The 23,315-nt window shown below is 69.1% G+C and carries 22 protein-coding genes; 4 read left to right on the plus strand and 18 right to left on the minus strand.

Annotation, left to right across the window (positions count from 1 at the left end):
• Positions 1 to 85: 85 nt before the first annotated feature.
• A complete protein-coding gene (locus tag ACWDZ6_RS07665; RefSeq protein ID WP_451502126.1) occupies positions 86 to 880 on the plus strand; it encodes an SDR family NAD(P)-dependent oxidoreductase in 795 nt (264 codons plus the stop codon).
• Positions 881 to 1,085: 205 nt separating this feature from the next.
• On the opposite strand, the gene ACWDZ6_RS07670 is transcribed toward ACWDZ6_RS07665, so the two are convergent.
• The 8 genes from ACWDZ6_RS07670 to ACWDZ6_RS07705 form a co-directional block, all read right to left on the minus strand.
• Positions 1,086 to 2,633, minus strand: a complete 1,548-nt coding sequence (locus tag ACWDZ6_RS07670) for an NCS1 family nucleobase:cation symporter-1 (RefSeq protein WP_451502127.1) — start codon at positions 2,631 to 2,633, stop codon at positions 1,086 to 1,088.
• Positions 2,634 to 2,647: 14 nt separating this feature from the next.
• A complete protein-coding gene (locus ACWDZ6_RS07675; RefSeq protein ID WP_451502128.1) occupies positions 2,648 to 3,649 on the minus strand; it encodes a TIGR03842 family LLM class F420-dependent oxidoreductase in 1,002 nt (333 codons plus the stop codon).
• A 62-nt stretch (positions 3,650 to 3,711) separates the two neighbouring features.
• Positions 3,712 to 5,118 carry a dihydropyrimidinase gene (gene hydA, locus ACWDZ6_RS07680; RefSeq protein WP_451502129.1) on the minus strand — a complete coding sequence of 469 codons (1,407 nt, stop codon included), beginning with the start codon at positions 5,116 to 5,118 and terminating at the stop codon, positions 3,712 to 3,714.
• 62 nt (positions 5,119 to 5,180) lie between these two features.
• A complete protein-coding gene (locus ACWDZ6_RS07685; RefSeq protein WP_451502130.1) occupies positions 5,181 to 6,461 on the minus strand; it encodes an aspartate aminotransferase family protein in 1,281 nt (426 codons plus the stop codon).
• Positions 6,458 to 7,300, minus strand: coding sequence for a nitrilase-related carbon-nitrogen hydrolase (locus ACWDZ6_RS07690; RefSeq protein ID WP_389181073.1), 843 nt, complete (start codon positions 7,298 to 7,300; stop codon positions 6,458 to 6,460). The genes ACWDZ6_RS07685 and ACWDZ6_RS07690 overlap by 4 nt, the downstream gene beginning before the upstream one ends.
• A 158-nt stretch (positions 7,301 to 7,458) precedes the next feature.
• Positions 7,459 to 9,222: a hypothetical protein gene (locus ACWDZ6_RS07695; RefSeq protein ID WP_451502131.1), complete on the minus strand. Its 1,764-nt coding sequence runs from the start codon at positions 9,220 to 9,222 to the stop codon at positions 7,459 to 7,461.
• Between the two features lie 84 nt (positions 9,223 to 9,306).
• Positions 9,307 to 9,687: a PPOX class F420-dependent oxidoreductase gene (locus tag ACWDZ6_RS07700; protein WP_451502132.1), complete on the minus strand. Its 381-nt coding sequence runs from the start codon at positions 9,685 to 9,687 to the stop codon at positions 9,307 to 9,309.
• Positions 9,688 to 9,984: 297 nt separating this feature from the next.
• The gene (locus ACWDZ6_RS07705) at positions 9,985 to 10,239 is read right to left on the minus strand and encodes a helix-turn-helix domain-containing protein (RefSeq protein ID WP_326653602.1); all 255 of its coding nucleotides are present in this window, start codon (positions 10,237 to 10,239) and stop codon (positions 9,985 to 9,987) included.
• Between the two features lie 55 nt (positions 10,240 to 10,294).
• Here ACWDZ6_RS07705 and map point away from each other — a divergent pair, with 55 nt between their 5' ends.
• Positions 10,295 to 11,062: a type I methionyl aminopeptidase gene (map, locus tag ACWDZ6_RS07710; protein ID WP_451502133.1), complete on the plus strand. Its 768-nt coding sequence runs from the start codon at positions 10,295 to 10,297 to the stop codon at positions 11,060 to 11,062.
• A 104-nt stretch (positions 11,063 to 11,166) separates the two neighbouring features.
• On the opposite strand, the gene ggt is transcribed toward map, so the two are convergent.
• Positions 11,167 to 12,984: a gamma-glutamyltransferase gene (gene ggt / locus ACWDZ6_RS07715; RefSeq protein ID WP_451502134.1), complete on the minus strand. Its 1,818-nt coding sequence runs from the start codon at positions 12,982 to 12,984 to the stop codon at positions 11,167 to 11,169.
• A gap of 104 nt (positions 12,985 to 13,088) precedes the next feature.
• Here ggt and ACWDZ6_RS07720 point away from each other — a divergent pair, with 104 nt between their 5' ends.
• Positions 13,089 to 13,832, plus strand: coding sequence for a hypothetical protein (locus ACWDZ6_RS07720; protein ID WP_389181089.1), 744 nt, complete (start codon positions 13,089 to 13,091; stop codon positions 13,830 to 13,832).
• A 107-nt stretch (positions 13,833 to 13,939) separates the two neighbouring features.
• On the opposite strand, the gene ACWDZ6_RS07725 is transcribed toward ACWDZ6_RS07720, so the two are convergent.
• Both ACWDZ6_RS07725 and ACWDZ6_RS07730 read right to left on the minus strand, forming a co-directional pair.
• On the minus strand, positions 13,940 to 15,205 hold the full coding sequence (locus tag ACWDZ6_RS07725) for a cytochrome P450 (protein ID WP_451502135.1): 1,266 nt from the start codon (positions 15,203 to 15,205) through the stop codon (positions 13,940 to 13,942).
• A 168-nt stretch (positions 15,206 to 15,373) separates the two neighbouring features.
• Positions 15,374 to 15,931, minus strand: coding sequence for a hypothetical protein (locus tag ACWDZ6_RS07730; protein WP_451502136.1), 558 nt, complete (start codon positions 15,929 to 15,931; stop codon positions 15,374 to 15,376).
• A gap of 387 nt (positions 15,932 to 16,318) precedes the next feature.
• On the opposite strand from ACWDZ6_RS07730, the gene ACWDZ6_RS07735 reads away from it, so the two are divergent.
• Positions 16,319 to 17,920 carry a CocE/NonD family hydrolase gene (locus tag ACWDZ6_RS07735; RefSeq protein ID WP_451502137.1) on the plus strand — a complete coding sequence of 534 codons (1,602 nt, stop codon included), beginning with the start codon at positions 16,319 to 16,321 and terminating at the stop codon, positions 17,918 to 17,920.
• 36 nt (positions 17,921 to 17,956) lie between these two features.
• Here the strand turns inward: ACWDZ6_RS07735 and ACWDZ6_RS07740 are convergent, their stop codons facing one another.
• From ACWDZ6_RS07740 to ACWDZ6_RS07770, 7 genes are all read right to left on the minus strand, one after another.
• A complete protein-coding gene (locus ACWDZ6_RS07740; RefSeq protein ID WP_451502138.1) occupies positions 17,957 to 18,814 on the minus strand; it encodes an amino acid ABC transporter permease in 858 nt (285 codons plus the stop codon).
• The gene (locus tag ACWDZ6_RS07745) at positions 18,811 to 19,455 is read right to left on the minus strand and encodes an amino acid ABC transporter permease (RefSeq protein WP_389181105.1); all 645 of its coding nucleotides are present in this window, start codon (positions 19,453 to 19,455) and stop codon (positions 18,811 to 18,813) included. The genes ACWDZ6_RS07740 and ACWDZ6_RS07745 overlap by 4 nt, the downstream gene beginning before the upstream one ends.
• A 7-nt stretch (positions 19,456 to 19,462) precedes the next feature.
• Positions 19,463 to 20,368 (minus strand): glutamate ABC transporter substrate-binding protein, encoded by a 906-nt coding sequence (locus tag ACWDZ6_RS07750; protein WP_451502139.1) that lies wholly within the window; start codon positions 20,366 to 20,368, stop codon positions 19,463 to 19,465.
• Between the two features lie 34 nt (positions 20,369 to 20,402).
• Positions 20,403 to 21,146 (minus strand): amino acid ABC transporter ATP-binding protein, encoded by a 744-nt coding sequence (locus ACWDZ6_RS07755; protein WP_451502140.1) that lies wholly within the window; start codon positions 21,144 to 21,146, stop codon positions 20,403 to 20,405.
• 152 nt (positions 21,147 to 21,298) lie between these two features.
• Positions 21,299 to 21,751, minus strand: coding sequence for a DUF6278 family protein (locus ACWDZ6_RS07760; protein WP_351457271.1), 453 nt, complete (start codon positions 21,749 to 21,751; stop codon positions 21,299 to 21,301).
• Between the two features lie 58 nt (positions 21,752 to 21,809).
• Positions 21,810 to 22,589 carry an exodeoxyribonuclease III gene (locus tag ACWDZ6_RS07765; protein ID WP_451502141.1) on the minus strand — a complete coding sequence of 260 codons (780 nt, stop codon included), beginning with the start codon at positions 22,587 to 22,589 and terminating at the stop codon, positions 21,810 to 21,812.
• Positions 22,590 to 22,678: 89 nt separating this feature from the next.
• The gene (locus ACWDZ6_RS07770) at positions 22,679 to 23,311 is read right to left on the minus strand and encodes an MBL fold metallo-hydrolase (protein ID WP_451502142.1); all 633 of its coding nucleotides are present in this window, start codon (positions 23,309 to 23,311) and stop codon (positions 22,679 to 22,681) included.
• Positions 23,312 to 23,315 lie beyond the last annotated feature (4 nt).

The raw sequence follows: 23,315 nt of genomic DNA on the forward strand, positions 1-23,315 counted from the left end.
CGCCAGTCCGGCGAATTCATCTGTGGACACGACCGCCCCGCCTCCCTATTGTTCGTTCGAACGAACAGAACTGGAGGGTAACCAGATGCGCATCACCGGAGCAACCGTTCTGCTGACCGGGGTCACCGGCGGTATCGGCGGCGCACTCGCCGCCGAACTCGCTGAAAAGGGTGCGAAGTTGGTGCTGACCGGGCGCCGGGCCGACGCGCTCGAACCGCTCGCCGACCGGTACGGGGCCCGCACGATCGTCGCCGACCTCGCGGACCCGGCGGATGTGGAACGGCTCGCCGCCGCGGCCGCCGGTACGGACATCCTGATCGCCAACGCCGCGCTCCCCTCCAGCGGCGACCTGCTGGACTACACACCCGAGCAGATCGACCGTGCCCTGGCGGTGAACCTTCGCGCCCCCGCGATGCTGGCCCGGCTGCTCGCCCCCGCCATGGTCGAGGCGCGACGGGGACATCTGGCGTTCGTCGGCTCGATGTCGGGCAAGACGGCGACGAAGTACTCCGCGCTGTACGACGCCACCAAGTTCGGCCTGCGCGGCTTCGCACTCTCACTGCGCCAGGATCTGCACGACCATGGGGTCGGCGTATCGATCGTCCAGCCCGGGTTCGTGAGGGACGCGGGCATGTTCGCGGCGACCGGCGCGGAGGCCCCTGCGGGCCTGCGCACGGTCTCACCCCGGCAGGTCGTGGCGGGCGTCTTCCGCGCCGTCGAACAGAACCGGGCCGAAGTGAACGTCGCACCGGTCGAGATGAAGGTGCTCACCGCGATCGGCGGTCAGTTCCCTGGCTTCTCCGAGCGCGTCCAGCGCCGCGCGAGCGGCGCGGACCGCACGGTCCGGGACATCGTCGAGGCGCAGCGCGGCAGCCGCTGAGGGAAGCGAAGTCAGCCCCGCCGGCGATTGATGCCCGGGCTCGGGGCGAAGCCCCGACCGGGCCGCCCGGCCGCCGGGTTCGTCCTCAAACGCCGGACAGGCTGGACCTGCCCGGCCGACGGGAGCAGAAACCGGCCCCGCCGGCGATTGAGGCGCGGGGTTCGGGGCGGAGCCCCGACAAGGCCGCCCCGCAGCGGGTTCGTTCTCACACCCCGGACGCGCCCGAATGCGCCGCACGGCCCCGCTCCGGCAGCATCAGCACCACATAGAGCATCAGCGACGCCGCCAGCCCCACCGCCCAGCCGTAGTTCGCGAGCGGCTTCAGGAAGGGGATCAGCCCGTCCTCGGGGAACGGCCCCTTGCCCTGCTCCGAGTGCGAACCGCCCACCGCCAGCAGCCCGCCGACCACGAACGCGGCGACTGCGCGCGGATTCCAGCCGGAGGTGTACCAGTAGCGGCCCCCGGGCCTGTAGAGATCCGCCAGGTCGAGGACGGTGCGGCGGATCAGCCAGTAGTCGGCGATGAGGATGCCCGCGACCGTGCCGAGCAGTCCGCCCACCAGGCCGAGCCAGGTGAAGATATAGAGCTCGGGAGTCTCGGTCAGCTTCCACGGCATGATCAGCACGCCGACAACGCCCGTGATCAGCGCTCCCCTGCGGAAGTTGATCAGCTTCGGCGCCAGATTCGCCAGGTCGTAGGCGGGCGACACGACATTCGCCGCGATGTTCACCGAGATCGTCGCGATCAGCACCGTCACGAGCGCGAAGAGCAGTCCGAAGACATTGTCCGTCTTGGCTGCGAGTTCGACCGGGTCCCAGATCGCCGCCCCGTACACCGCCTGGGAGCCGGAGGTGACGAAGACCGACAGCAGGGCGAAGAGCGTCATCGTCGTCGGCAGACCCAGCGACTGCCCCCAGATCTGGGCGCGTTGGCCGGCTCCGAAGCGGGTGAAGTCGGGGATGTTCAGCGACAGCGTCGACCAGAAGGCGATCATCGCCATCAGCGACGGGAAGAAGACCGGCCAGAAGTCCGCGCCCCAGCCGAGCTTGGAGGGCTGGTCGAGCAGCGGTCCGAGGCCGCCCGCCTTCACGGTGATCCACACCAGCAGCGCCAGCGCGCCGACGATGACGAAGGGCGCGGCCCAGTTCTCGAACCGCCGCAGCGTCTCCATCCCCCGGAAGATGATGGCGAGTTCGAGCACCCAGAAGAGCAGGAAGCAGACCCAGAGCGTCCACGGCTGCCCGCCGACCTCGGAGGCCTTGGCCCAGCCGCCGAAGATCTTGCCGAGCAGAATGAAGATGCCCTGCCCGCCGATCCAGGTCTGGATGCCGAACCAGGCGCAGGCCACCCCGGCCCGGATCAGCGCGGGCAGATTCGCGCCGCGCAGTCCGAAGGACGCCCGCGCGAGCACGGGAAAGGGAATGCCGTACTTCGGTCCCGCGTGTCCGGTGAGCAGCATCGGCGCCAGCACGATCAGATTGGCGAGGCCGATGGTGAACACCGCCTGCTTCCAGTCCATCCCCAGTGTGACCAGGCCCGAAGCAAGCAGCCAGGACGGGATGTTGTGGGCCATGCCGACCCACAGCGCGGCGAAGTTGTACGTCGTCCAGCGGCGCTTCGCGACCGGGACGGGCAGCAGATCGTCGTTGACGAAGCGATTGTCGGCGGGGACCTCGCCGGGCGCGAGCTCGACGCGTCCCGACATGTCCTGTATCGATCCCCCGGACGGGGAGGGCGGGACGGTCGCGGTCATGGCTGCTGGACCTTTCAGCGGTTGAGTGCCGGGATGATCTCGGAGCCGTACGCGTCGATGGTCGCTTCCTTCGCGTCGTGCATGTTGTAGACCGCGAACTGGTCGACGCCCAGCTCGCGCAGCGCCTTCAGCTTCTCGATATGCGCCTCTGCGGGGCCCAGCAGACAGAAGCGGTCGACGATCTCGTCCGGGACGAAGTCCGTGGACGGGTTCCCGGCGCGCCCGTGGTGGCTGTAGTCGTACCCCTCGCGTGCCTTGATGTACGCGGTGAGAGCCTCGGGCACCAGGCCGGAGTGCTCGCCGTAGCGGGAGACCAGGTCGGCGACGTGGTTGCCGACCATTCCGCCGAACCAGCGGCACTGTTCACGGGCGTGTGCGAGGTCGTCGCCTACGTACGCGGGCGCGGCGACGCAAATGGCGATGGAGTCGGGGTCACGTCCGGCGTCGGAGGCGGCGGTGCGTACGGCCGTGACCATCGACGCGGTCAGATACGGGTCGGCGAGCTGGAGGATGAACCCGTCGGCCTGTTGGCCCGCGAGGGCCAGCGCCTTCGGGCCGTACGCCGCCATCCACACCGGCAGCTTTCCGTCCCGCACCCATGGCAGCCGCAGTGGCTGGCCGTCGACGACGGCTTCCCGGCCCTCGGCCAGATCGCGGATGGCGCCGATCGCCTCGCCGAGCCTGGCCAGGGTGTTGGGTTTGCGTCCTGCGACACGCATCGCGGAGTCGCCGCGTCCGATACCGCACACGGTGCGGTTGCCGTACATGTCGTTCAGCGTCGCGAACGTGGAGGCGGTGACCTCCCAGGTCCTGGTGCCCGGATTGGTCACCATCGGTCCTACGGTGAGCGTCTCCGTGTGTTCGAGAATCTGGCTGTAGATGACGAAGGGCTCCTGCCAGAGCACCGCCGAGTCGAAGGTCCAGCCGTAGCGGAAGCCGTTGCGTTCCGCGCGTCGCATCAGTCCGACGACGGCCGAGGCCGGCGGGTCGGTCTGCAGGACAAGTCCGAAGTCCATGGCCTGGCCGCTCCTAGATGAGTTCCTGGACAAGGTGCCTGGTGCCCGGGTGAGTGAGGTGGCTACATGAGGTACTGGCAGGTGCCGCGCGCGGTGTACTGGCCGTGTCCCGCCCGGCCGGTGAACTCCCGCCCGTCGATGACCACTTCGCCCCGCGACAGCACGGTCTCCACCTGGCCGGTGATCCGCTTGCCCTCGTACGCGGAGTAGTCGACGTTCATGTGGTGGGTCTCGACCGAGAGGGTCTGTTCGGCGTGCGGGTCGTAGATGACGACGTCGGCGTCGGCGCCGGGGGCGATGGTGCCCTTCTTCGGATAGATGCCGAACATCCGGGCCGGTGTCGCGCAGGCGATCTCGATCCAGCGGCGACGGGTGAGGTGTCCGTCGACGACCGCCTGGTGGAGCAGATCCATCCGGTTCTCCACGCCGGGCAGCCCGTTGGGGATCTTGGAGAAATCGCCGCGGCCCAGTTCCTTCTGGCCCACGAAGCAGAACGGGCAGTGGTCGGTGGAGACGACCTGGAGGTCATTGGTCCGCAGCCCGCGCCAGAGCGCGGCCTGGTGCTCGCGCGGCCGCAGCGGCGTGGAGCAGACGTACTTCGCGCCCTCGAAGTCCGGCTCGGCAAGGTTGTCCGTGGACAGGAAGAGGTACTGCGGACAGGTCTCGCCGAAGACGTTCAGTCCCTTGTCGCGGGCTGCCACCAGTTCGGCGACGGCTTCCTCGGCGGACACATGGACGACGTACAGCGGAGCTCCGGCGACGCGCGCCAGCTGGATGGCGCGGTGCGTGGCCTCGGCCTCCAGCAAGGCCTTGCGCACCTCGCCGTGGTAGCGCGGATCGGTGCGGCCCTCGGCCAGCGCCTGCTCCACCAGGACGTCGATGGCGATGCCGTTCTCGGCGTGCATCATGATCAGCCCGCCGTTGGTGGCGGAGCGCTGCATGGCGCGCAGGATCTGGCCGTCGTCGCTGTAGAAGACGCCGGGGTAGGCCATGAAGAGCTTGAAGGAGGTGATGCCCTCCTCCACCAGCTTGTCCATCTCCTTCAGCGACGACTCATTGACGTCGGAGAGGATCATGTGGAAGCCGTAGTCGATGGCGCACTTGCCGTCGGCCTTGGCGTACCAGGCGTCCAGGCCTTCGCGCAGGGCGTGCCCGACCGACTGGACGGCGAAGTCGATGATGGTGGTGGTGCCACCCCAGGCGGCGGCCCGGGTCCCGGTCTCGAAGGAGTCGGAGGCGAAGGTCCCGCCGAAAGGCAGTTCCATATGGGTGTGGGCGTCGACGCCGCCCGGGATGACGTACTTGTTCGTCGCGTCGATGGTGCGATCGGCGGTCCATGCCTCGGACACCGCTGAGCCATGGGCGGCGAGCGCCGCGATTCGGCCGTCGTCGATCAGTACGTCCGCGTGGATCTCGTCCGCGGCGGTGATGACCAGACCGCCGCGGATCAGGGTGCGGGTGCTGCTCATGCTGGTGCGCTCCCTCTCGTACGCTGAACTGGAGGCTGAAGTGGAGGCTGAGGTAGGCAGAACTAGACGCTGTGCAGGGCCCGTTCAAGGATCGAGGCCCCCTCTTCCGCCTCCGCGACGGTCAGTGACAGCGGTGGGGCGATACGCAGGACGCTGGTGTTGTGGCCGCCGCCCTTGCCGATCAGCAGCCCGCCCTCGCGGGCGGCCTCCAGGACGGCCGAAGCCGCCTCGTGGTTCGCCTCGTCCGTGCCGGGCTTGACCAGCTCGATGCCGATCATCAGGCCGCGGCCGCGCACTTCCCGTACGGACGGAGCACTCGCTCCGACGGCCCGCAGCCGCTCGATGAGCAGACCGCCGACACGGCGGGCGTTGCCCTGGAGATCGTGCTCCAGCAGATACGAGAGGTTGGCGGCGCCCGCCGCCATGGTGATCGGGGAGCCGCCGAAGGTCGAAATGGAGTTGGCGTCCACGGAGTTCATGATCTCGGCGCGGGCTACGACACCGCCGACGGACATGCCGTTCCCGATGCCCTTGGCGAAGGTGAGCATGTCCGGCGGCCCCTTCTCGGCGTGCGCCTGCCAGCCCCAGAAGTGTTCGCCCGTGCGACCCCAGCCGGTCTGCACCTCGTCGGAGATCCACAGGATGCCGTGCCGGTCGAGAACCTCGCGGAAGGCGGCGTAGAGACCGTCGGGCGGCGAGGTGAAGCCGCCGACGCCCTGGATGGGCTCGGCGATCAGCGCGGCGACATCGCGGGTCTGCCCGAGCAGATCCTCGAGGTCGGCGACGCATTCCTCGATGAACTGCGCGTCGGACAACTTGGCGTAGGGGCCGCGGGTGCGGACGCCGCCGTGCACGTACAGCGTCTGCAGCGGGGAGAGGCTGGTGGGCGACCAGCTGCGGTTGCCGGTGATGGAGACCGCGGAGAAGGACCGGCCGTGGTAGCTGTTGCGCATGGCCAGGATCTGGTTGGAGCGGCGGTATCCGGTCGCGAGCAACAGGGCTGTGTCATTGGCCTCGGTGCCCGAGGTGGTGAAGAAGACCCGCGCGTCGGGGATGCCGGAGAGAGTCGCGACCCGCTCGGCGAGCTCGACCATCGGACGGTTGAGGTAGAGCGTGGAGGAGTGGATGATCCGTCCGGCCTGCTCGCTCACCGCCTTGGTGACCTCGGGGAGGGCGTGGGCGGTCATGGTGGTGAGGATGCCGCCGAAGAAGTCGAGGTAGCGCTTGCCGTTCGCGTCCCAGACATGGCGGCCCTCGCCGTGGGAGAGCTCGATCGGCTGCTGGTAGTAGAGAGCGACCCAGTCGGGGATGACGGCCTTGTGCCGGTCGTGCAGGTTGGTCACGGCTGCACCAGTCCTTCGTACGCGTCGGGGCGGCGGTCCCGGTAGAACGCCCACTGCTGTCGTACGACGTCGATCAGGTCGAAGTCGAGGTCCCGTACGAGCAGCTCCTCCTTCGTGTCGCTGGCGACCTCACCGACGAACTGGCCGCGCGGGTCGACGAAGTAGCTGGTGCCGTAGAAGTCGTTGTCGCCGTACTCTTCCTGGCCGACGCGGTTGATGGCGGCGATGTAGTACTCGTTGGCGACGGCGGACGCGGGTTGCTCCAGCTGCCAGAGGTACGCGGAGAGCCCGCGTGAGGTGGCGGATGGGTTGTAGACCAACTGGGCGCCGTTCAGGCCGAGTTGACGCCAGCCCTCCGGGAAGTGCCGGTCGTAGCAGATGTACACCCCGACCCTGCCGACCGCCGTGTCGAAGACCGGCCAGCCCAGATTCCCCGGCTTGAAGTAGTACTTCTCCCAGAAGCCCTTGACCTGCGGAATGTGGTGCTTGCGGTACTTGCCGAGGTAGGAGCCGTCGGCGTCGATCACGGCGGCGGTGTTGTAGTAGAAGCCGGCGCCCTCGATCTCGAAGACCGGGACCACGATCACCATGCCGGTCTCGCGGGCGAGTTCCTGCATCCGGCGGACGGTCGGGCCGTCCGGGACGGGCTCGGCCCAGCGGTAGTGCTCCGGCTCCTGGACCTGGCAGAAGTACGGCGCGTTGAACACCTCTTGGAAACCGATGACCTTGGCGCCCTGGCGGGCCGCCTCGCGGGCGTGTTCCTCATGTTTCGCAATCATGGATTCGGTGTCGCCGGTCCAGGTCGCCTGGACCAGTGCGGCGCGTACGACATTGGCCATGAGTTGCTCCTTCGACGGCGCGTCAGAGAGCTTCTACGCACGTAGATGCGGTGCGTAGGAGGAGAACGTAAGCCCCGTCACACGGCGGGGCAAGACCATCGTCGTTAACCCGCAGAGTCGATCTTGTTTCACACCCGAGCGGTCCACACCGAACCGTTTCAGCCGCCGAGATGCCCCGCCACGCGCAGCGCGTGAACGAGATCGCGCTCGTGCGCCGCGGACTGGGCGCGTGCGACGTCGAGCAGCCGCGGCACAAGACGGCGCGGATCCCGTTCGGCGATTCTGGCCGTGTCCTCGGCGGTGTGCACCTGTACGTAGGCGGTCAGTAAAGCCCTCGCCTCCGGATTCCGGCTCTCCTCCTCGAGGGCGAGTACGGCGGCTGCTATGTCGTCCGCGGGGCGGGCCACACCCTGTCTCAGCAGTTGCCGGCTGTCCTCGGTCCGGCCGGCGGCGGCGAGTGCTCCGGCGGCGGAGGCGAGCCGCAGGGCGGGCTGCGAGGCGACCTCCCACAGCAGGGTGGCCCAGTCGGCGTCGAGGCCGGCGCGGTGCAGTTCGGCCGCGAGAGAGGGCAGCCAGGGGGCGGGCCGGGCCGCAGCCTCGCAGATCATGACGTGCGCCTCACCGCTCCGCCCCTCCGCCCGGAGCCGGCCGAGCGCGGCGACGGTCTCCCGCGCGGCCCTGCTCGCGCCCTCCGGGGCGGCGGGGGCGGCGGGCGTTTCCTGACCGGGTGCGGCGCCGCCGTATCTGGCACCGCGCGGGACGTCGCCGGTCGCCGGCAGTACGGGCACGGCCGCGATCTCCTCCCCGCTGCCTTCGACGCCGGCGAACCGGGCGCCGCCACGGGGCCGCCGCTTCTTGGCGGCGCGAGCCTCGGAGCGGGCGGGTGGGGCGACCGGCAGGACGGGCTGTGCCTCGGGGCGGGCGGGGCCGGTGCCGCCGGACGCGGTGGGACCGGTGCCGCCGGACGCGGTGGGACCGGGCTCCGCCGGGTGTCCGGGCCCGGCCGCGGGTTCCGGCCGGAACCAGTCCGCGGTGGGACCGGGCAGCGACGGCCTGCCCGGCGGGCGGCGAGTGACGTCGCTGTCCGGACGGGGGTACGCGTCGTACGGGTCCGCGCCCGGCCGTTCCCGGAGGGCGTCCCAGCCGTCGGCGACGGCTGCCTGCGCCTGGCCCGCGGTGGGCTCGTACCGCTGGGTGAAGCCGGACCAGTCGTCCGTCTCCCGGCCGTGCTCCGGCCTGCCGCCCTGACCGTACGGCCCGCTCGGTCCGTCCGCCGGGCGCGCGGGTCCACCGAACACCGAGGAGGATCCGGGAGCCTCGGCGGCCTCGGAGCCCCACCGGGGCGGGCCGTCCGCGGGTGCGGTGTGCGCGTACCCCTCCGGCGCGGCGGGCGCCGCCCCGTCCGCACCGGGCCCGTCGGGTATCACCGCGAGCCGGCCCCGCAGCTCGCTCAGCCGGGCGGTCGCCCTCGCATGGTCGTCGCGTGTCCAGGCCAGCTCGTTGGCGAGTTGCTCCGACGCCGGTGTGCCCTCCGGTTCCCCGGCCAGGCGGCTCAGCAGCTCTTCCGCCCGGCCGGTCGCGTACACCTGCTCGCGGCGCATCAGCTCCAGCCGTTCCTCCAACGCCTCGCGCCCGCCCGGCAGCCGGTCGTGCGCCGCCGCCGAGGCCGTATGGAGGCGTCTCGCACGTACGGATTCGGCCTCGGCGAACTGCGCCCCGCGTCCCGTCGCGAGATCCTGGAGCAGCGACTCCACCACGTCCCAGGGCGGGATCTCGGTGCCGTCCAGGCAGGCTCGCATCCCATCCGGGTCACGCTGGCAGAAAATCCCGTACCAGCCGTCACCCGGGTCGAGCAGCGCGGTCAGATCTCTCAAATACCGCGCGAAGATCCCGCCCGTTACCGGAAGTTGATGCACCGTCATCGCCGCCCCTGCGCCACCGCCCGGAAACATCCGGTCCGGAGGCATTCGACCGCAGGCGTGTTACGGGGCTGCTACGGACAGTTTTCAGATAGTTACAGCGATTCCGGTGTGCGGCCGCTTCCCTCGTCGCACGATCGTCGCGGGCCAGTCGACCAGCCAGAACTGCCAGGTGTACTTGCGGGCGAGGAGTTTGCGGACCGTGCCCATCCCGACCTCGTCCAACAGCCGCGCCGCGCCCTCCGCGCTCGGGGCGCCGTCCGCGATCCGGCCGCGTACGTCGCAGACCGTGACAACGACGTGACTGTTGTTGCGCAGGCGCTTGACCTTCCAGGAGTCGGAGCGGGTCCAGAAGAAGATCTCACCGCTCTCCACCGCGAACCACACGGGCGTGGCGACGCCCGTCCCGTCCTTGCGGAACGTGGTCACACTGATGTACTTGGCGTCGGCGAAATCCTCAGGAGTCACAGCGAGAGACTACGCCGTGCCGGGTCCGGGGCGTGCGTCGGAGTAGCCAGGGGCCTCGCGGAGATCACCGGTCCCGGCCGGCCGAACAACGCCCGTCCGCCTCGTCCGCTCCGCCCATCGGGCCGTTCCCCTCAGTGCCGCTCAGACACGTCCGCCTGTCTTGACCGGGCAATTGTTCGGCGTGGGGTGGGCGCCCCGGCGGCAGGCGCGACCCGGCGGTACGCGCCGGCGGGCGCGGGCCGCTTTGCCGCCGACGGCCGACGGACCTGCTCGGGCGCCTGAGCGGCATCGAGAATTTCAGGCGGCGGGCGCCGGCGCGCAGCTCACGACCAGCTCGTCCATGGACAGGCCGAGAACCGCGGCGAGCGCGGCAACGGTGAAGAAGGCTGGGGTCGGGGCGCGGCCCGTCTCGATCTTGCGCAGAGTCTCGGCGGACAGCCTGGCGGCCGCGGCCACTTCCACCATGCTGCGGTCACCCCGCGCCGTGCGCAGCAAACGGCCGAGGCGTTCGCCGCGTTCACGCTCTTCGGGAGTGAGAGGAGTACGCACCATGCCGTTATTCTAATGCCGGTATTAAAATACCGGGAGAGCCGGTATAGTAATTGGCATGTTGGAGATCAAAACCGATACGTCGATCGAAGCGATGCGCGAGGCGGGCCGCATCGTGGCCCAGGCACTCACGGCGGTCCGGGAGGCGGCGGCCGTCGGCGTCAGCCTCCGCGACCTCGACCGTGCCGCCCGTGCGGTCCTCAGCGAGACCGGCGCAGGATCGCCTTTCCTCGACTACCGCCCGGAGTGGGCACCCACCCCCTTCCCCGCCGTCATCTGCGCCTCCGTCAACGACGCGATCGTGCACGGCATCCCCGACGACTACCGGCTGCGCGACGGCGACCTGGTGAGCATCGACTGCGGCGCGATCCGGGGCGGCTGGGTGGGCGACGCGGCCGTCAGCTTCACCGTCGGCCGTGCCCGCGCCGAGGACACCAAACTGATCCGTACCGCCGAGAAGGCGCTCGAGGCGGGCATCGCGGCGGCCGTCGTCGGCAACCGCATCGGCGACATCGCCCATGCCGTCGGCCGGGTATGCCGGAAGGCTGGATACGGAATCCCGGACGGCTTCGGCGGCCACGGTGTGGGCCGCCATATGCACGAGGACCCGGGCGTCCCCAACGAGGGGCGCCCGGGCCGGGGAATGCCGCTGCGGCACGGCATGGTGCTGGCGATCGAGCCGATGGTGATCGGCGGCGGCACCGACGACCACTACACGGCACACGACGGCTGGACGGTGCGTACCGCCGACGGCAGCCGCGCCTCCCACGCGGAGCACACGGTGGCGATCACGGACGACGGCCCGCGCATCCTGACCGCCCTCTAGCGTCAACCCCTGGCGCCCCACCGGACAGACAGCACAACGCCCGTGACCCGACCGGCTGTTGAGACCGGGGGTCGCGGGCGTTCGCCTTTCGGTCAGCCGTTCAGTCAGCCGCCGGACTGAGTACCGCTCGGGTGGACGACCATCGCGGAGCCACCGCCCCGCCGCACCTTCTCGGCAGCCGCGAGCCACCGCCCGTCGGGCAGCCGCTCGATGCCCGTCGCCGCGCCGATCTCCGGGTTCTGCCGGAAGGCATGGCCGATCGCCTCCAGCTCGGCGCGGAGCGGGCTGTTCCACAACGCCGGTTCGAGCTCCGTCGTCGCCTGGTTGCGCTGGCTGGCGCGTGGCGCCGCGATCGCGTCGACCAGCGGCAGCCCCCGGTCCAGACGGCCCGTGAGCGTCTGCAGCACCGTGGTGATGATCGTCGCGCCGCCCGGGGAGCCCACCGCAAGCACCGGACGGCCGTGGTCGAGCACGATCGTCGGGGAGATGGACGAGCGCGGACGCTTGCCCGGGCCCGGCAGATTCGGGTCGTGGACGGCCGGGTCGGCCGGAGCGAAGGAGAAGTCGGTGAGCTCGTTGTTGAGCAGGAAGCCGCGCCCGGGCACGGTGATTCCGCTGCCACCGGTCGACTCGATCGTCAGGGTGTACGCGACGACATTGCCCCACTTGTCGGCGGCGGTCAGATGGGTGGTGTTCTCGCCCTCGTACGTGGTGGGCGCTGCCGTCCCCGACGTCCCGCACGCCGCGGGCCTGCGGGGGTCACCGGGAGCCAGCGGACTGGTGAGCACCGCGTTGTCCTTGATCAGGCATCCGCGCGAGTCCGCGAACCGCTGCGACAGCAGCTCCTTCGTCGGCACGTCCTCGAAGGCCGGGTCGCCGACCCATCGCCCGCGATCCGCGAACGCGATCCTGCTCGCCTCGATGAAGCGGTGCAGATACTGCGCCTGCGTGGCCTTCGAAAGGTCGGTCCGCTCCAGGATGTTGAGCGCCTCGCCGACGCTCGTACCGCCCGACGAGGCCGGCGCCATGCCGTACACATCAAGACCCCGGTAGCCGACCTTGGTCGGGACCCGCCGCTCCGTCCCGTACGACCGCAGATCCTCCGTCGTCAGGTCGCCGGACCGCACGACCCGCGCCGCGCCCGCGGCCACCGGAGGCTTGCGCACCGTACGGACGATGTCCTTGGCCAGCTCGCCGCGGTAGAGCGTACCGACGCCCTTGCGCCCCAGCTCCTCGTATGTACGCGCAAGATCCGGGTTCTTGAAGACCGAGCCGACCACCGGCAGTTGCCCGCCCGGCAGGAACAGCTTCGCCGTGTCCGGGAAGTCCGCGAAGCGCGCCTTGTTGGCCTCGGTCTGCGAGCGGAAGGTGGCGTCGACGGTGAAGCCGTCCTTCGCCAGCCGCTCGGCGGGCCGCAGCAGTTGCCGCAGCGGCCTGCTGCCCCAGGCGTCCAGCGCGGTGTCCCAGGTCGCCGGGGTGCCCGGCGTGCCGACGCCGCGACCGCTCGTCATGCCCTCCTCGAACGGGATCGGCTTGCCGTTCTCGAGGAAGAGAGAGGCGTCCGCGGACCGGGGCGCGGTCTCGCGGCCGTCGACAGTGTGGACCGTACGGGATTCGGCGTCGTAGTAGACGAAGAAACCACCTCCCCCGATGCCCGCGGAGTACGGCTCCGTGACGCCGAGGGCGGCCGCGGTGGCCACCGCGGCGTCCACGGCGTTGCCGCCGCGCCGCAGCACCTCTATGCCGGCGGCCGAGGCGTCCGCGTCGACGCTCGCGACGGCCCCGCCGTAGCCGGCCGCCACGGGTGTCTTGACCGGTGATGTCACCGGCGGGGAGTGGCTCGGCGGCGCCGCGGCACCGATCGAGACCACGGCCGCGGCAACGGCGAGAATCGACACATTCCGTGCGGCAGAGCGACGCATCCGTACCTCCAGTCAATGCAACTCCGCGCAGCGTAACTTCACTGTGACCGCCCCGTCAGGCCCGCCTCGAACATTGGTCCGCAAGACCGCTAACATGCCCGCCCATGAATGACGACGTACGCAACATCGTGCTCGGCGTGGTGGCCGCCGGGGTCAGCGCCACACTCGGCTGGCTCGCCCGCACGTACCTCTGGCGGCGAAGACTCCACCGCAAGCAGTCCTTCTTCGGGCTGCCGGGTAACTCCGAATCCCTTCTCGTCGTCAACCGCGAGGCCGGCCGCGACGGCTCCGTGCACCGCTTCGACGTCTTCGCGCTGCTCGAGCTCTCCGCGCTGATCAAGGACTGCGGTTCACACGCCCAGATCGTCTGGCACGACACAGCCCAGCAGGGCTTCGGCGAGCGTACGGAATTCTGTGTGGGCGGCCCGTTCTCCAATCGCCGGATGGCCGCCCATCTGCAGTCGCTGCTCCCCGGCGTGAAGGTCAACACGGACCCTGAGCCGGGCCCCGACCAGGGCGCCTTCCAGATCGGTTCGGAGCGCTACCGCATGGAGCCGGGCGTCGCCGAGTACGTCATGCTGGCGCGCCTCACGGCGGGGCAGGACGCACGGCCCGTCTTTCTCTTCTGCGGCCAGCGCGCCATCACCAACCAGGCGGCCACCCGCTATCTGGCCCGCAACCACGAGAAACTCGCCCGCAAGCACGGCGGCAACTCCTTCTGCCTCCTGCTCAAGGTCGTCAACTCGCAGGCGTACGGCCCCGATGTGGTGGAGCTGGTCGCCGATGTGACCCGGATGGCTCAGGCGCCCGCTCCGGCCACGCGCAGCTCCCACCGCGCCGCGAGCTAGGAGTAACGCCCAGGCAGTCCATCGCCCTTGAGGCGGCAGTCCCCAAGGATCTTCCCTCTCCTCGGCCGGCGACGACGTCTGACCTGCCGACCTCGAAAGGCGCGCGCTCAGGCCTCGGTCAGCGGCAGCGACTTGATGCCATTGATGAAGTTGGACACCAGCCGGCGCGGCGGGCCCGCCGTCGTCAGTGGCGGCAGCACATCCAGTGCCTCCTCGTGCAGGACGCGCAGCTGGAGCCGGGCGAAGTGGGCGCCGAGACAGATATGCGGGCCGTCACCGAAAGACACGTGAGGATTCGGCGAGCGGGAGAGATCGAGGCCGTGCGGGGCCTCGAAGACACGCTCGTCGTAGTTGGCGGAGGCGTGGAAGACGACGACCTTGTCGCCCTTGCGAATCCGCTGCCCGGCGAGCCGGGTGTCCCGGTCGGCGGTGCGGCGGAAGGTGAGGACCGGCGGGTGGCGGCGCAGCAGTTCCTCGACGGCGCTGTCAGGAGCCACCTCTCCGGCCCGCAGCCTGCGCTGCTCGTCCGGGTGATCCGCCAGGGTCAGGAAGCCGCCGGGAGCGGCGCTGCGAACGGTGTCGTTGCCCGCGACCGTGAGCAGGAAGAAGAACATCTCCAGCTCGGCGCCGGAGAGTTCCGACTGCGCGAGCGAGGTCATGACGTCGTCGGCGGGCCTGCGTCGCTTGTAGGCGGCGAGCTGCTGCGCGTAGCCGAACATTTCCTGGAGCATCGCGGGTGAGCGCGGATTGACGGGCCTGCCGTCAGGTCCGAGCACCGGCGGCTCGTCCGGGTCCTGGTAGGCGATGACGCGCTCGGTCCACTTCAGCAGCAGTCCCCGGTCGCTCTCCGGGACGCCCAGCAGATCGGAGAGGTTGAGCAGGGCGTAGTCGTCGGTGACGGTACTGACCAGGTCGAAGACCGGCCCCATGTCCCGGGCCGCGGACAGCAGTTGGCGCGCGCGAGCCCTGGCCGCCGCGGTGAAGCGCTCGATGCGTCCCGGGGTGAAGGCGCGGCTCACCAGTCGCCGCAGTCTCCCGTGGTCCGACGGGGCCTCCCCCGCGAAGCGGGGCGAAGGGTCCTGGTTGAGCATCATGCGTCGGATGAACGGCAGATCCGCCGGGTCGGGGTCGCGGATCTGGGTGGCGCCGAGGTGGGACGAGAAGGTACCTGCGTCTTTGAGGACCCGCACGACGTCCGCGTGGCGGGTGACCGCCCAGAAGCCGGATCCCGCGGGCCAGCCGAGCACCTCGTACTCCTCCTGGCGGGCCACGGGGTGGTGGTCGCGCAGCTCGCGGAAGGCGTCGTGGGGCAGTCCGGCGGCGTAGATCCGCGGATCGAAGACATCCGGCACGCTCTGATCGGGCCCTGTCATGCAGGCATTGTCATACGCCCCGTACGCGGCCGTCCGCCCGAAGGAAGTCTCCGCGGTACGGATGAAACCGGATCACGGCATCTCTCGATCGCCCCGAAAGAGGCCCGCACCACCACGATCGGTGTCAACTGCCCGGCCGGGCAAGGACGGAGAGAGGCTTGTGGAAGTCTACCGGCGCGTTTCGTCCGTCATCCTGAGCCCCACCGGCGCATACCGCCTGATGGCGTCGAGCAGTTCGGCCGGATCCAGGTCGAATACCTGCGTCTCGAAGCAGAGCCCCTGGCCGCTCGCCGCACTGTTCGGGGCGGGAGCGAGCCTGCGGTACGCGGCCCGCAGCCGACAGGTCCGCGGCAGTTTCCCGACCGGTGCGCGACAGCCGACGATGACGTACTGCGGCAGTGCGGTCACCCGCGAAATACCGGACCAGGGCACGGTTCTGGCCGGCCAGACCGGCAGCCGCACGGTCAGCCCGGCCGCGTCGGCGCTGACCCGCAGCGGCCGCACCAGATGGCCCACGCAGCTGACCGCGAGGACGGCGATCGGCACCCCGACCACCGCCATGGCGATCCCGCCTGCTGTGCCATTGGGGCCGTCGACGATGGACCCGGCGGCGATGCCCCAGACGACTGCGAGCACGAGCGCCGCGACGGGCACCCACTCGACCTGTCGTCGCAGCCGGAGGGTCATCAGCACCGGCGGCGGAGTGCCGCCCTCTGGATTCTCCACACGGAGAGCTTGGGACGTCCGCCACGGGAACACCAGAGGTCGGCTGCATTCCGGTCCTGGCCGCCGCTGCCGGGCGGCCGGCGCGGCAGCCCGCGAGGACGATCACCGGGGTCGGGTCTGGAGGGTACCCCGGGGCCAGGTCGGCCAGTCGAGATCGCCGGCGACGACACCGAGGGCACGCGGGCGCTCGGCAACGGCCACGGCGACGGGAATCCGTCCTGGACCGAGTGACGGGGCGAATGGGGCGTTCCGCCGCGGCCGGGCCCACTCCTACTGACGGGACGTCAATAATCGTTACTCATGCGTAACTTACCGGGCAGTTACCTCAAGTAAGCCTCCGCGGTTACCGTCGGGTCACTTTGCATTGACACGAGTGAGGAGTGACCCGTGGGACAGTCGCGCAAGGCTCTGCGTACGACCGCGATCGGTACGGTCTCCGTGGCGCTTCTCGCCGGACCGGCCGTAGGGGCAGCCGCCGGAGTGGCACCCGGCGCCCGGATGGCCGGCATCCAGGCCCGATCCGCCGGGCCGGACGTACGGTTCGTCGACATCGCGGGTGATGGCGGCACCACACTCAAGGGCAATGTTGTTACGCCCGCCGGCGCGGACGGCACACGGAAGTACCCCGTGATCGTGCTGCCCACGAGCTGGGGCCTGCCCCAGATCGAATACCTCGCCCAGGCCAGGCAACTCGCCGACTCGGGCTATGTCGTGGTGACGTACAACGTCCGCGGCTTCTGGCAGTCCGGCGGCACGATCGAGGTGGCGGGGCCGTCCGACATCGCCGACGCCTCCAAGGTGATCGACTGGGCGCTCGCGAACACCCCCGCCGACCCCGGCAGGATCGGCATGGCCGGCGTCTCGTACGGCGCGGGCATCTGTCTGCTGGCCGCCGGCCACGACAAGCGGATCAAGGCGGTCGCGGCGCTCAGCGGCTGGGCCGACCTCGTCGAGTCCATCTACAGCAGCCGCACCCAGCATCAGCAGGCCACGGCGCTGCTCGCCGGGGCGGGGTACGTCACCGGCCGGCCGAGCGAGGAGTTCCGTCGGATCACGGCGGACTTCTTCTCCTCCGATCTCACCAAGGAGCAGGGGTTGATCGCCTGGGGGAAGAAGCGATCCCCCAGCACCTACGTGGACCGGATCAACGCCAACGGCGCCGCCATCATGCTCGGCAACGCCTGGGGCGACACGATCTTCCCGCCCAACCAGTACGCGGACTTCTACGAGAAGCTCACCGGCCCCAAGCGCCTCGAGTTTCGCCCCGGCGACCACGCCACGGCCGAGGGAAGCGGACTGTTCGGGCTGCCCAACGACACCTGGACCAGCGCCCACCGGTGGCTGGACCACTACCTCAAGGGCGTCGACAACGGCGTGGAGCGCGAGCAGCCGGTCCGCCTCAAGTCCCGTTCCACCGGCGCGTACGAAAGCTATCCGGACTGGAAGTCGGTGGCGGCTACGGAGCGGAAGATCAACCTGGACGGCACCAAGAAGATCTTCGCCAACATCGACTCGGGCGCCGACGGCGGGGTCATCTTCCTCTCCAGCATCCTGGACCAGTTCGCCAAGTTGCCCCCGATGGCGTGGATCCCGCTGCTGCCGCGCGCCTTCGCGGCGGTCTGGCAGTCGGAGCGGTACGGCTCCGAGCAGCGGGTGCGCGGCACCACGAAGCTGCACACCACGGTCACCAGTACCAAGGAGAGCGGCACCCTCGTCGCGTATCTCTACGACGTGGGCCCGCTCGGCCTCGGCAAGCTGGTCAGCAACGCGCCGTACACCTTCCACGGCGAGACACCCGGAAAGCCGTTCACCGTCGACCTGGAGTTGTTCTCCACGGCCTACGACGTACCGGCCGGCCACCGTCTCGCCGTGGTCGTCGACACCGTCGACCCGCTCTACATCGAGCACAACCCGTCCGGCGCGCAGCTGACCTTCTCCTCGTCCGCAGCCGACCCGTCATATCTGTCGGTCCCGCTGCACGAGAAGTGATCACCGGCTGCTGCCGGGCGGGCCATTGCCCCTGAGCTACTGCACTCCCGGCAGCAGCGTCCCTGGTTCGGCCGAGGCGACATCCGCGGCCTCTGTCTTCGGATTGCGCCGCTGCCACCCGGCCATCCAGTTGGCGAACCAGGAGAGCAGCATGCACATCCCGATGTAGATAGGCGAGATCACCATCACCACAGGGATGAACGGCAAATCGTAGTCGAGATTCGAGGCGATGAGCTTGCCCGCGTGAAGGAACTCCTCATAGGTGATCAAATAGCCGAGCGAGGTGTCCTTCAGTGCTACCACCAGTTGACTGATGATCGTCGGCAGCATCGCGCGGACCGCCTGGGGCACCAGGACGTATGACATGACCTGGGACTTGTGCATCCCGAGGGTGTAGGCGGCCTCCCGCTGTCCTCGCTCGACCGAGTTGACGCCCGCCCGGAACACCTCGGCGAGCACCGAGCCGTTGTAGAGCGTCAGTCCGGCCACCAGCGCGGGCAGCGGCTGCACCTTCAGCGCCACGAAGATGAAGAAGATCATCACCAGTACGGGCATGGCGCGGAAGAACTCCACCACCACAGTGGCGACCCAGCGCACCGGCCGGTGGTCCGAGAGCCGGCCGACGGCGAGGAGACCGCCCAGGGCGAGCGAGAACACCGCGGCATAGGCGAAGGCCTTGAGCGTGTTGCCGAGGCCCCGCAGCAGCAGTTCCTGAATGCCCTTGTACTCGAACGGAGTCCACTTGGTGGCGGTGAACTGTCCCGTGTCGAACAGCAGATAGAGGATCCAGCCGAACAGGGCCACGATCACGGCGGTCGAGATGATGCCGTAAGTGAGGTGTCGCTTACGGGTGTTGGGACCCGGAATGTCATAGAGGGCGGTGGAATCGGTCATCGGGCGACTCCATAGCGCTTCTCCAGTACGTGGAACAGCGCACTGATGGTCAAGGTGATGATCAGGTAGCCGACGGCGATCCAGACGAAGGTCCAGATGATGTTGTAGCCGAGCTCGCTGAGGGGTTTGTACGTGCCCAGCAGTTCGGTGACGCTGAACGCGCCGGCGATCGCGGAATTCTTGGCGAGCGCGATGAGTGTGGAGCCGATCGGCGGGATGACGCTCCGGAATGCCTGTGGCAGGACAACGTTGTTGAGGGTCTGGCCGAAGTTCATACCGAGGCTGCGCGCCGCCTCGCCCTGCCCTTTGTGCACGGTGTTGATGCCGGCGCGCAGCGCCTCACAGATGAACGCGGAGGTGTAGCAGCCCAGCGCGATCACCGCGAAGAGCTGGAAGGGCAGGACAAGTCCGAAGCGCGGCAGGCCGAGCAGGACGGCGAAGAAGAGAAGTGTCAGCGGAGTGTTGCGCAGCACGGTCACCCACACCGTGCCCAGCACCCGCAGGGAGCGCACGGGGGCCACCCGGAAGGAAGCCATGATGAAGCCGAGGACCAGGGCGAGCAGCGAGGCGTAGATCGTGAGCTGGACGGTGCCGAAGAAGCCCTCGGCGTACAGGGAGAAGTTGTCGATCAGTACGTACACGATGTCCTCAGCTCGCCGGGTAGCGGTCGATCGGTGGCGGCTGTGGAGCCGGCACCCCGGAGAGGCCGAGTGTCGCGTCGTAGGCCTTCTTCCAGTTCCCGTTCTTCTCGTTGGCCTCGAGGGCGTCGTCGATGGCGAAGCGCAGGGCGTTGTCGCTGCGCGGAACGCCGATTCCGTACGGCTCCTGCGAGAAGGGCTTGCCGACCACCTTGAGCTCGTCGGGCACCTTGGCCGCGTAGCCGGTGAGGATGGCGTCGTCGGTGGTGACGGCGTCGACCTGGTAGGTCAGCAGATTGTCCACGCAGACGGAGTAGGCGTCGTAGGCGACGAGGTCGGCCTTCGGGTAGTCGGCCTCGATCCGCTGGTACGGCGTCGATCCGGCGGCCGAGCAGACGCGCTTGCCGGCCAGGTCCTGGGGGCCTTTGATGTCGTTCTCGTCGGACCGTACGAGGAGGGACTGGCCGGCCAGGTAGTAGGGGCCCGCGAAGCCGACGAGCTTCTTGCGGTTGTCGTTGATGGTGTAGGTGCCGACGTAGTAGTCGATCTGCCCGTTCTGCAGCGCGGTTTCGCGGTTCGCCGAGGCGATCGTCTTGAACACAATGGTGTTCGGATCGAAACCGATCGAGGCGGCGACCATTTTGGCGATCTCGATGTCGAACCCGGTGTAACGCCCGCTCGCCGGATCCTTCTCACCCAGGTAGGGCTGGTCCTCCTTGGCGCCCACAATGAGATGGCCGCGCTTCTTGGCCTTGTTCCAGGTCGGCGAGCCGGGCAGTTTGAAGCCGGTGGCGACGGTGTACTGCGGCAGCCGGTCGGTCCGCGGGCCCTTGGCGGGCGGGCTGCCCTCCTTTCCGCAGGCCGCGGTGGCGGCGACGGCCAGTACGAGTGCCGTCGCCACGAGAGCACGTCTCATACGTCCCGTACGCGTCATGAGTCCTGCACCCCCGTCAGTGCTTGAGGATCTTGGAGAGAAAGTCCTTGGCGCGGCCGCTCTCGGGGTTGGTGAAGAAGTCCTCCGGGCTGCGGTCCTCGACGACGCGGCCGTCCGCCATGAAGACGACGCGATTCGCGGCGGAGCGGGCGAAGCCCATCTCGTGGGTGACGACGACCATGGTCATTCCCTCGCGGGCGAGCTGCTGCATGACCTCCAGCACCTCGTTGATCATTTCCGGGTCGAGGGCAGAGGTCGGCTCGTCGAAGAGCATGACCTTGGGATCCATGGCGAGCGCGCGGGCGATGGCCACGCGCTGCTGCTGGCCGCCGGAGAGCTGAGCCGGGTACTTCCGAGCCTGGTCGGCGAGGCCTACGCGTTCCAGGAGTTCGCGGGAGCGCCTGTCCGCCTCGTTCTTCTTGCGGCGGCGGACCTTGACGGGCGCGAGCGAGACATTCTCCAGCACCGTCTTGTGGGCGAAGAGGTTGAAGGACTGGAAGACCATGCCGACGTCGGCGCGGAGCCTGGCGAGCGCGCGGCCCTCATCGGGCAGCGGCTGTCCGTCGATGGTGATGTGACCCGACTCGATCGTCTCGAGCCGGTTGACCGTACGGCAGAGCGTCGATTTGCCGGAGCCGGAGGGGCCGATGACCACAACAACCTCGCCGCGTCCGACGGTGAGACTGATGTCCTGGAGAACGTGCAACTGTCCGTAGTGCTTGTTGACGTTACGCAGCTCGATCAACGGATCGACGGCCATACGCGGCCCCACCCACTCTCAGCTGTGTCGAGGTCAGCGCAAACTATCCAGCCCGATAAGAGACTTCGCAGTCGACACGCATAAATAGGGCATAAGCCGTATTAATCACGGCTGTACATGATCGTCGCCGGATCGGCGAGCCCCGCGCGACGTCAGGCTTCGGCCGCTTCGGCGTAGACCTGGGAGAGCTCGGGGGCTCCGTTGACCGCCCAGTCAAGACCCGCTTCCACCACGCCGATCTCACGGCCGGAGACGAGCCGCACCACTGGATGACCGGCGGGCCAGATGTGCCACGTCGCGCCGGGGACCGTACGGACGATCACGGTGCCGAGGTAGAGACCCGCGTCGTTGCCCAGCCAGGGCAGTTCCTCCGGGTCGTCGCGCCAGCGTGGCGGCAACTGGTCAAGGGCGCTCAACGAGGCCGGGGAGTCGTCCAGTTCGAGCCCGGCCTGCCCTGCTCGGACACGCAGCAGCTCACACTCGGAGAGCAGCTCGGCGATGGCCGCCGCTCTCTCCGGGTCGTTCTCGGCTCCGGCGGTGAGCGCCTTCTCCTCCAGGTCACCGCCGTGCCGCTTGAGCCAGTTGTCCAAGAAAGGGATGTTCATACCGCTCAGCCTCGCATCCCCGCCGCCGTACGCACCACAGGGCGCGCGTCAACCTCCGTCAGATGTCCAGATCGACAACAACAGGCGCGTGATCCGAGGCGCCCTTGCCCTTGCGCTCCTCGCGGTCGACATAGCTGTCCTTGACCGCCTTGGTGAAGGCTTCGTTTCCGTAGACCAGGTCGATGCGCATGCCCTTGTTCTTGGGGAAGGACAGCTGGCGGTAGTCCCAGTAGGTGTAGGGGCGGTCGTACTTCAGCGGGCGGGGCATCACATCGGACAGCCCGGCCTCGCGCAGCCCGGTGAGCGCCGCACGCTCGGCCGGGGTGACATGCGTGGCGCCCTCGAAGAGCGCCGGATCCCAGACGTCCTCGTCGGTCGGTGCGATATTGAAGTCGCCGAGGACCGCGAACGGGCGCCCGCCCGCCGCGTCCTCGGCGACCGAGGCCTTCAGCGCCTCCAGCCAGCGCAGCTTGTACGCGTAGTGATCGTGGGCGACCTCGCGGCCGTTGGGCACATAGACCGACCGGACACGGACTCCGTCGCAGGTCGCGGAGATCGCCCGCGGCTCCTGCACGCTCTCGTAATCCGGTCCGCCGGGCAGGCCCCTGACGACCTCGTCCAGGCCGGCCCGGGAGACCACCGCCACGCCGTTCCACCTGCCGTTGGCGTTGACCGCGGACTCGTAGCCGAGCTCTCGCAGCGCCTCAAAGGGGAACTGCTCCTCCGTGCACTTGGTCTCCTGGATGCACAGCACGTCCGTGCCGCTGCTCTCCAGCCAGGCCAGCAGCCGGGGCAGCCGAGCGGTGATCGAGTTGACGTTCCAGGTGGCGATGCGCATGTCCGACAGCCTATCCGGGGGGTATGACAGCCGACGGTCCGGCGTTCAGGGGGTGGCAGCCAGGGGGTGGGCAGCCAGGGGCGCGGCCTTCACAGATCGGTCGCCTCGCCCGGGGTCAGCCGGCCGTGTTCCGCGCCGCCCAGGGAGCCGATCTGACTGTCGTAGATGGGCCGCGCCAGATCGGTGAGCAGGGCGTCGTGAATGTCGATCGCGCGTCGCGGCTTCACCTCACGTACGTAGTCGATGATCTCGGAGATCTTGTTCCACGGGGCCTGCACCGGGATCATCAGTGTCTCGACCGGATGGTCCGGGACGGTGAGGGCGTCGCCGGGGTGGAAGACCGAACCGTCGACCAGATAGCCGACATTGGTGATCCGCGGAATGTCCGGGTGGATCACGGCGTGCAATTCGCCGTGGACCTGTACGTCGAAACCGGCCGCGCTGAAGGTGTCGCCGTGGCCGACCGTGTGGACGCGGCCCGGGAAGGCCGCCGAGATCTTCTCGGCGACGCTCCGCAGGGTCCAGATCCCGGCTGCCGGATTCGCCTCGAGGGCGGCGCGCAGCCGGTCCTCGTTGAAGTGGTCGAGGTGCTCGTGGGTGACCAGGATGACGTCCGCGCCGACGGCCGCGTCCTGTTCGCTGAAGGTGCCCGGATCGATGACGAGCGTCTGCCCGTCCTTCTCGAGCCGGATGCAGGCATGCGTCTTCTTCGTGAGCCTCATGCAC

This window comes from Streptomyces sp. NPDC002926 (assembly GCF_053591755.1).

Bases quoted from the DNA above. Each gene is read 5' to 3' on its own strand.
- ggt (WP_451502134.1), bottom strand. From the start codon at position 12,984: ATGCGTCGCTCTGCCGCACGGAATGTGTCGATTCTCGCCGTTGCCGCG.
- ACWDZ6_RS07760 (WP_351457271.1), bottom strand. From the start codon at position 21,751: ATGAACATCCCTTTCTTGGACAACTGGCTCAAGCGGCACGGCGGTGAC.
- hydA (WP_451502129.1), bottom strand. From the start codon at position 5,118: ATGAGCAGCACCCGCACCCTGATCCGCGGCGGTCTGGTCATCACCGCC.
- ACWDZ6_RS07770 (WP_451502142.1), bottom strand. From the start codon at position 23,311: ATGAGGCTCACGAAGAAGACGCATGCCTGCATCCGGCTCGAGAAGGAC.
- ACWDZ6_RS07675 (WP_451502128.1), bottom strand. From the start codon at position 3,649: ATGGACTTCGGACTTGTCCTGCAGACCGACCCGCCGGCCTCGGCCGTC.
- ACWDZ6_RS07740 (WP_451502138.1), bottom strand. From the start codon at position 18,814: ATGACCGATTCCACCGCCCTCTATGACATTCCGGGTCCCAACACCCGT.
- ACWDZ6_RS07690 (WP_389181073.1), bottom strand. From the start codon at position 7,300: ATGGCCAATGTCGTACGCGCCGCACTGGTCCAGGCGACCTGGACCGGC.
- ACWDZ6_RS07720 (WP_389181089.1), top strand. From the start codon at position 13,089: ATGAATGACGACGTACGCAACATCGTGCTCGGCGTGGTGGCCGCCGGG.
- ACWDZ6_RS07755 (WP_451502140.1), bottom strand. From the start codon at position 21,146: ATGGCCGTCGATCCGTTGATCGAGCTGCGTAACGTCAACAAGCACTAC.
- ACWDZ6_RS07765 (WP_451502141.1), bottom strand. From the start codon at position 22,589: ATGCGCATCGCCACCTGGAACGTCAACTCGATCACCGCTCGGCTGCCC.
- map (WP_451502133.1), top strand. From the start codon at position 10,295: ATGTTGGAGATCAAAACCGATACGTCGATCGAAGCGATGCGCGAGGCG.
- ACWDZ6_RS07725 (WP_451502135.1), bottom strand. From the start codon at position 15,205: ATGACAGGGCCCGATCAGAGCGTGCCGGATGTCTTCGATCCGCGGATC.
- ACWDZ6_RS07705 (WP_326653602.1), bottom strand. From the start codon at position 10,239: ATGGTGCGTACTCCTCTCACTCCCGAAGAGCGTGAACGCGGCGAACGC.
- ACWDZ6_RS07695 (WP_451502131.1), bottom strand. From the start codon at position 9,222: ATGACGGTGCATCAACTTCCGGTAACGGGCGGGATCTTCGCGCGGTAT.
- ACWDZ6_RS07665 (WP_451502126.1), top strand. From the start codon at position 86: ATGCGCATCACCGGAGCAACCGTTCTGCTGACCGGGGTCACCGGCGGT.
- ACWDZ6_RS07750 (WP_451502139.1), bottom strand. From the start codon at position 20,368: ATGAGACGTGCTCTCGTGGCGACGGCACTCGTACTGGCCGTCGCCGCC.
- ACWDZ6_RS07670 (WP_451502127.1), bottom strand. From the start codon at position 2,633: ATGACCGCGACCGTCCCGCCCTCCCCGTCCGGGGGATCGATACAGGAC.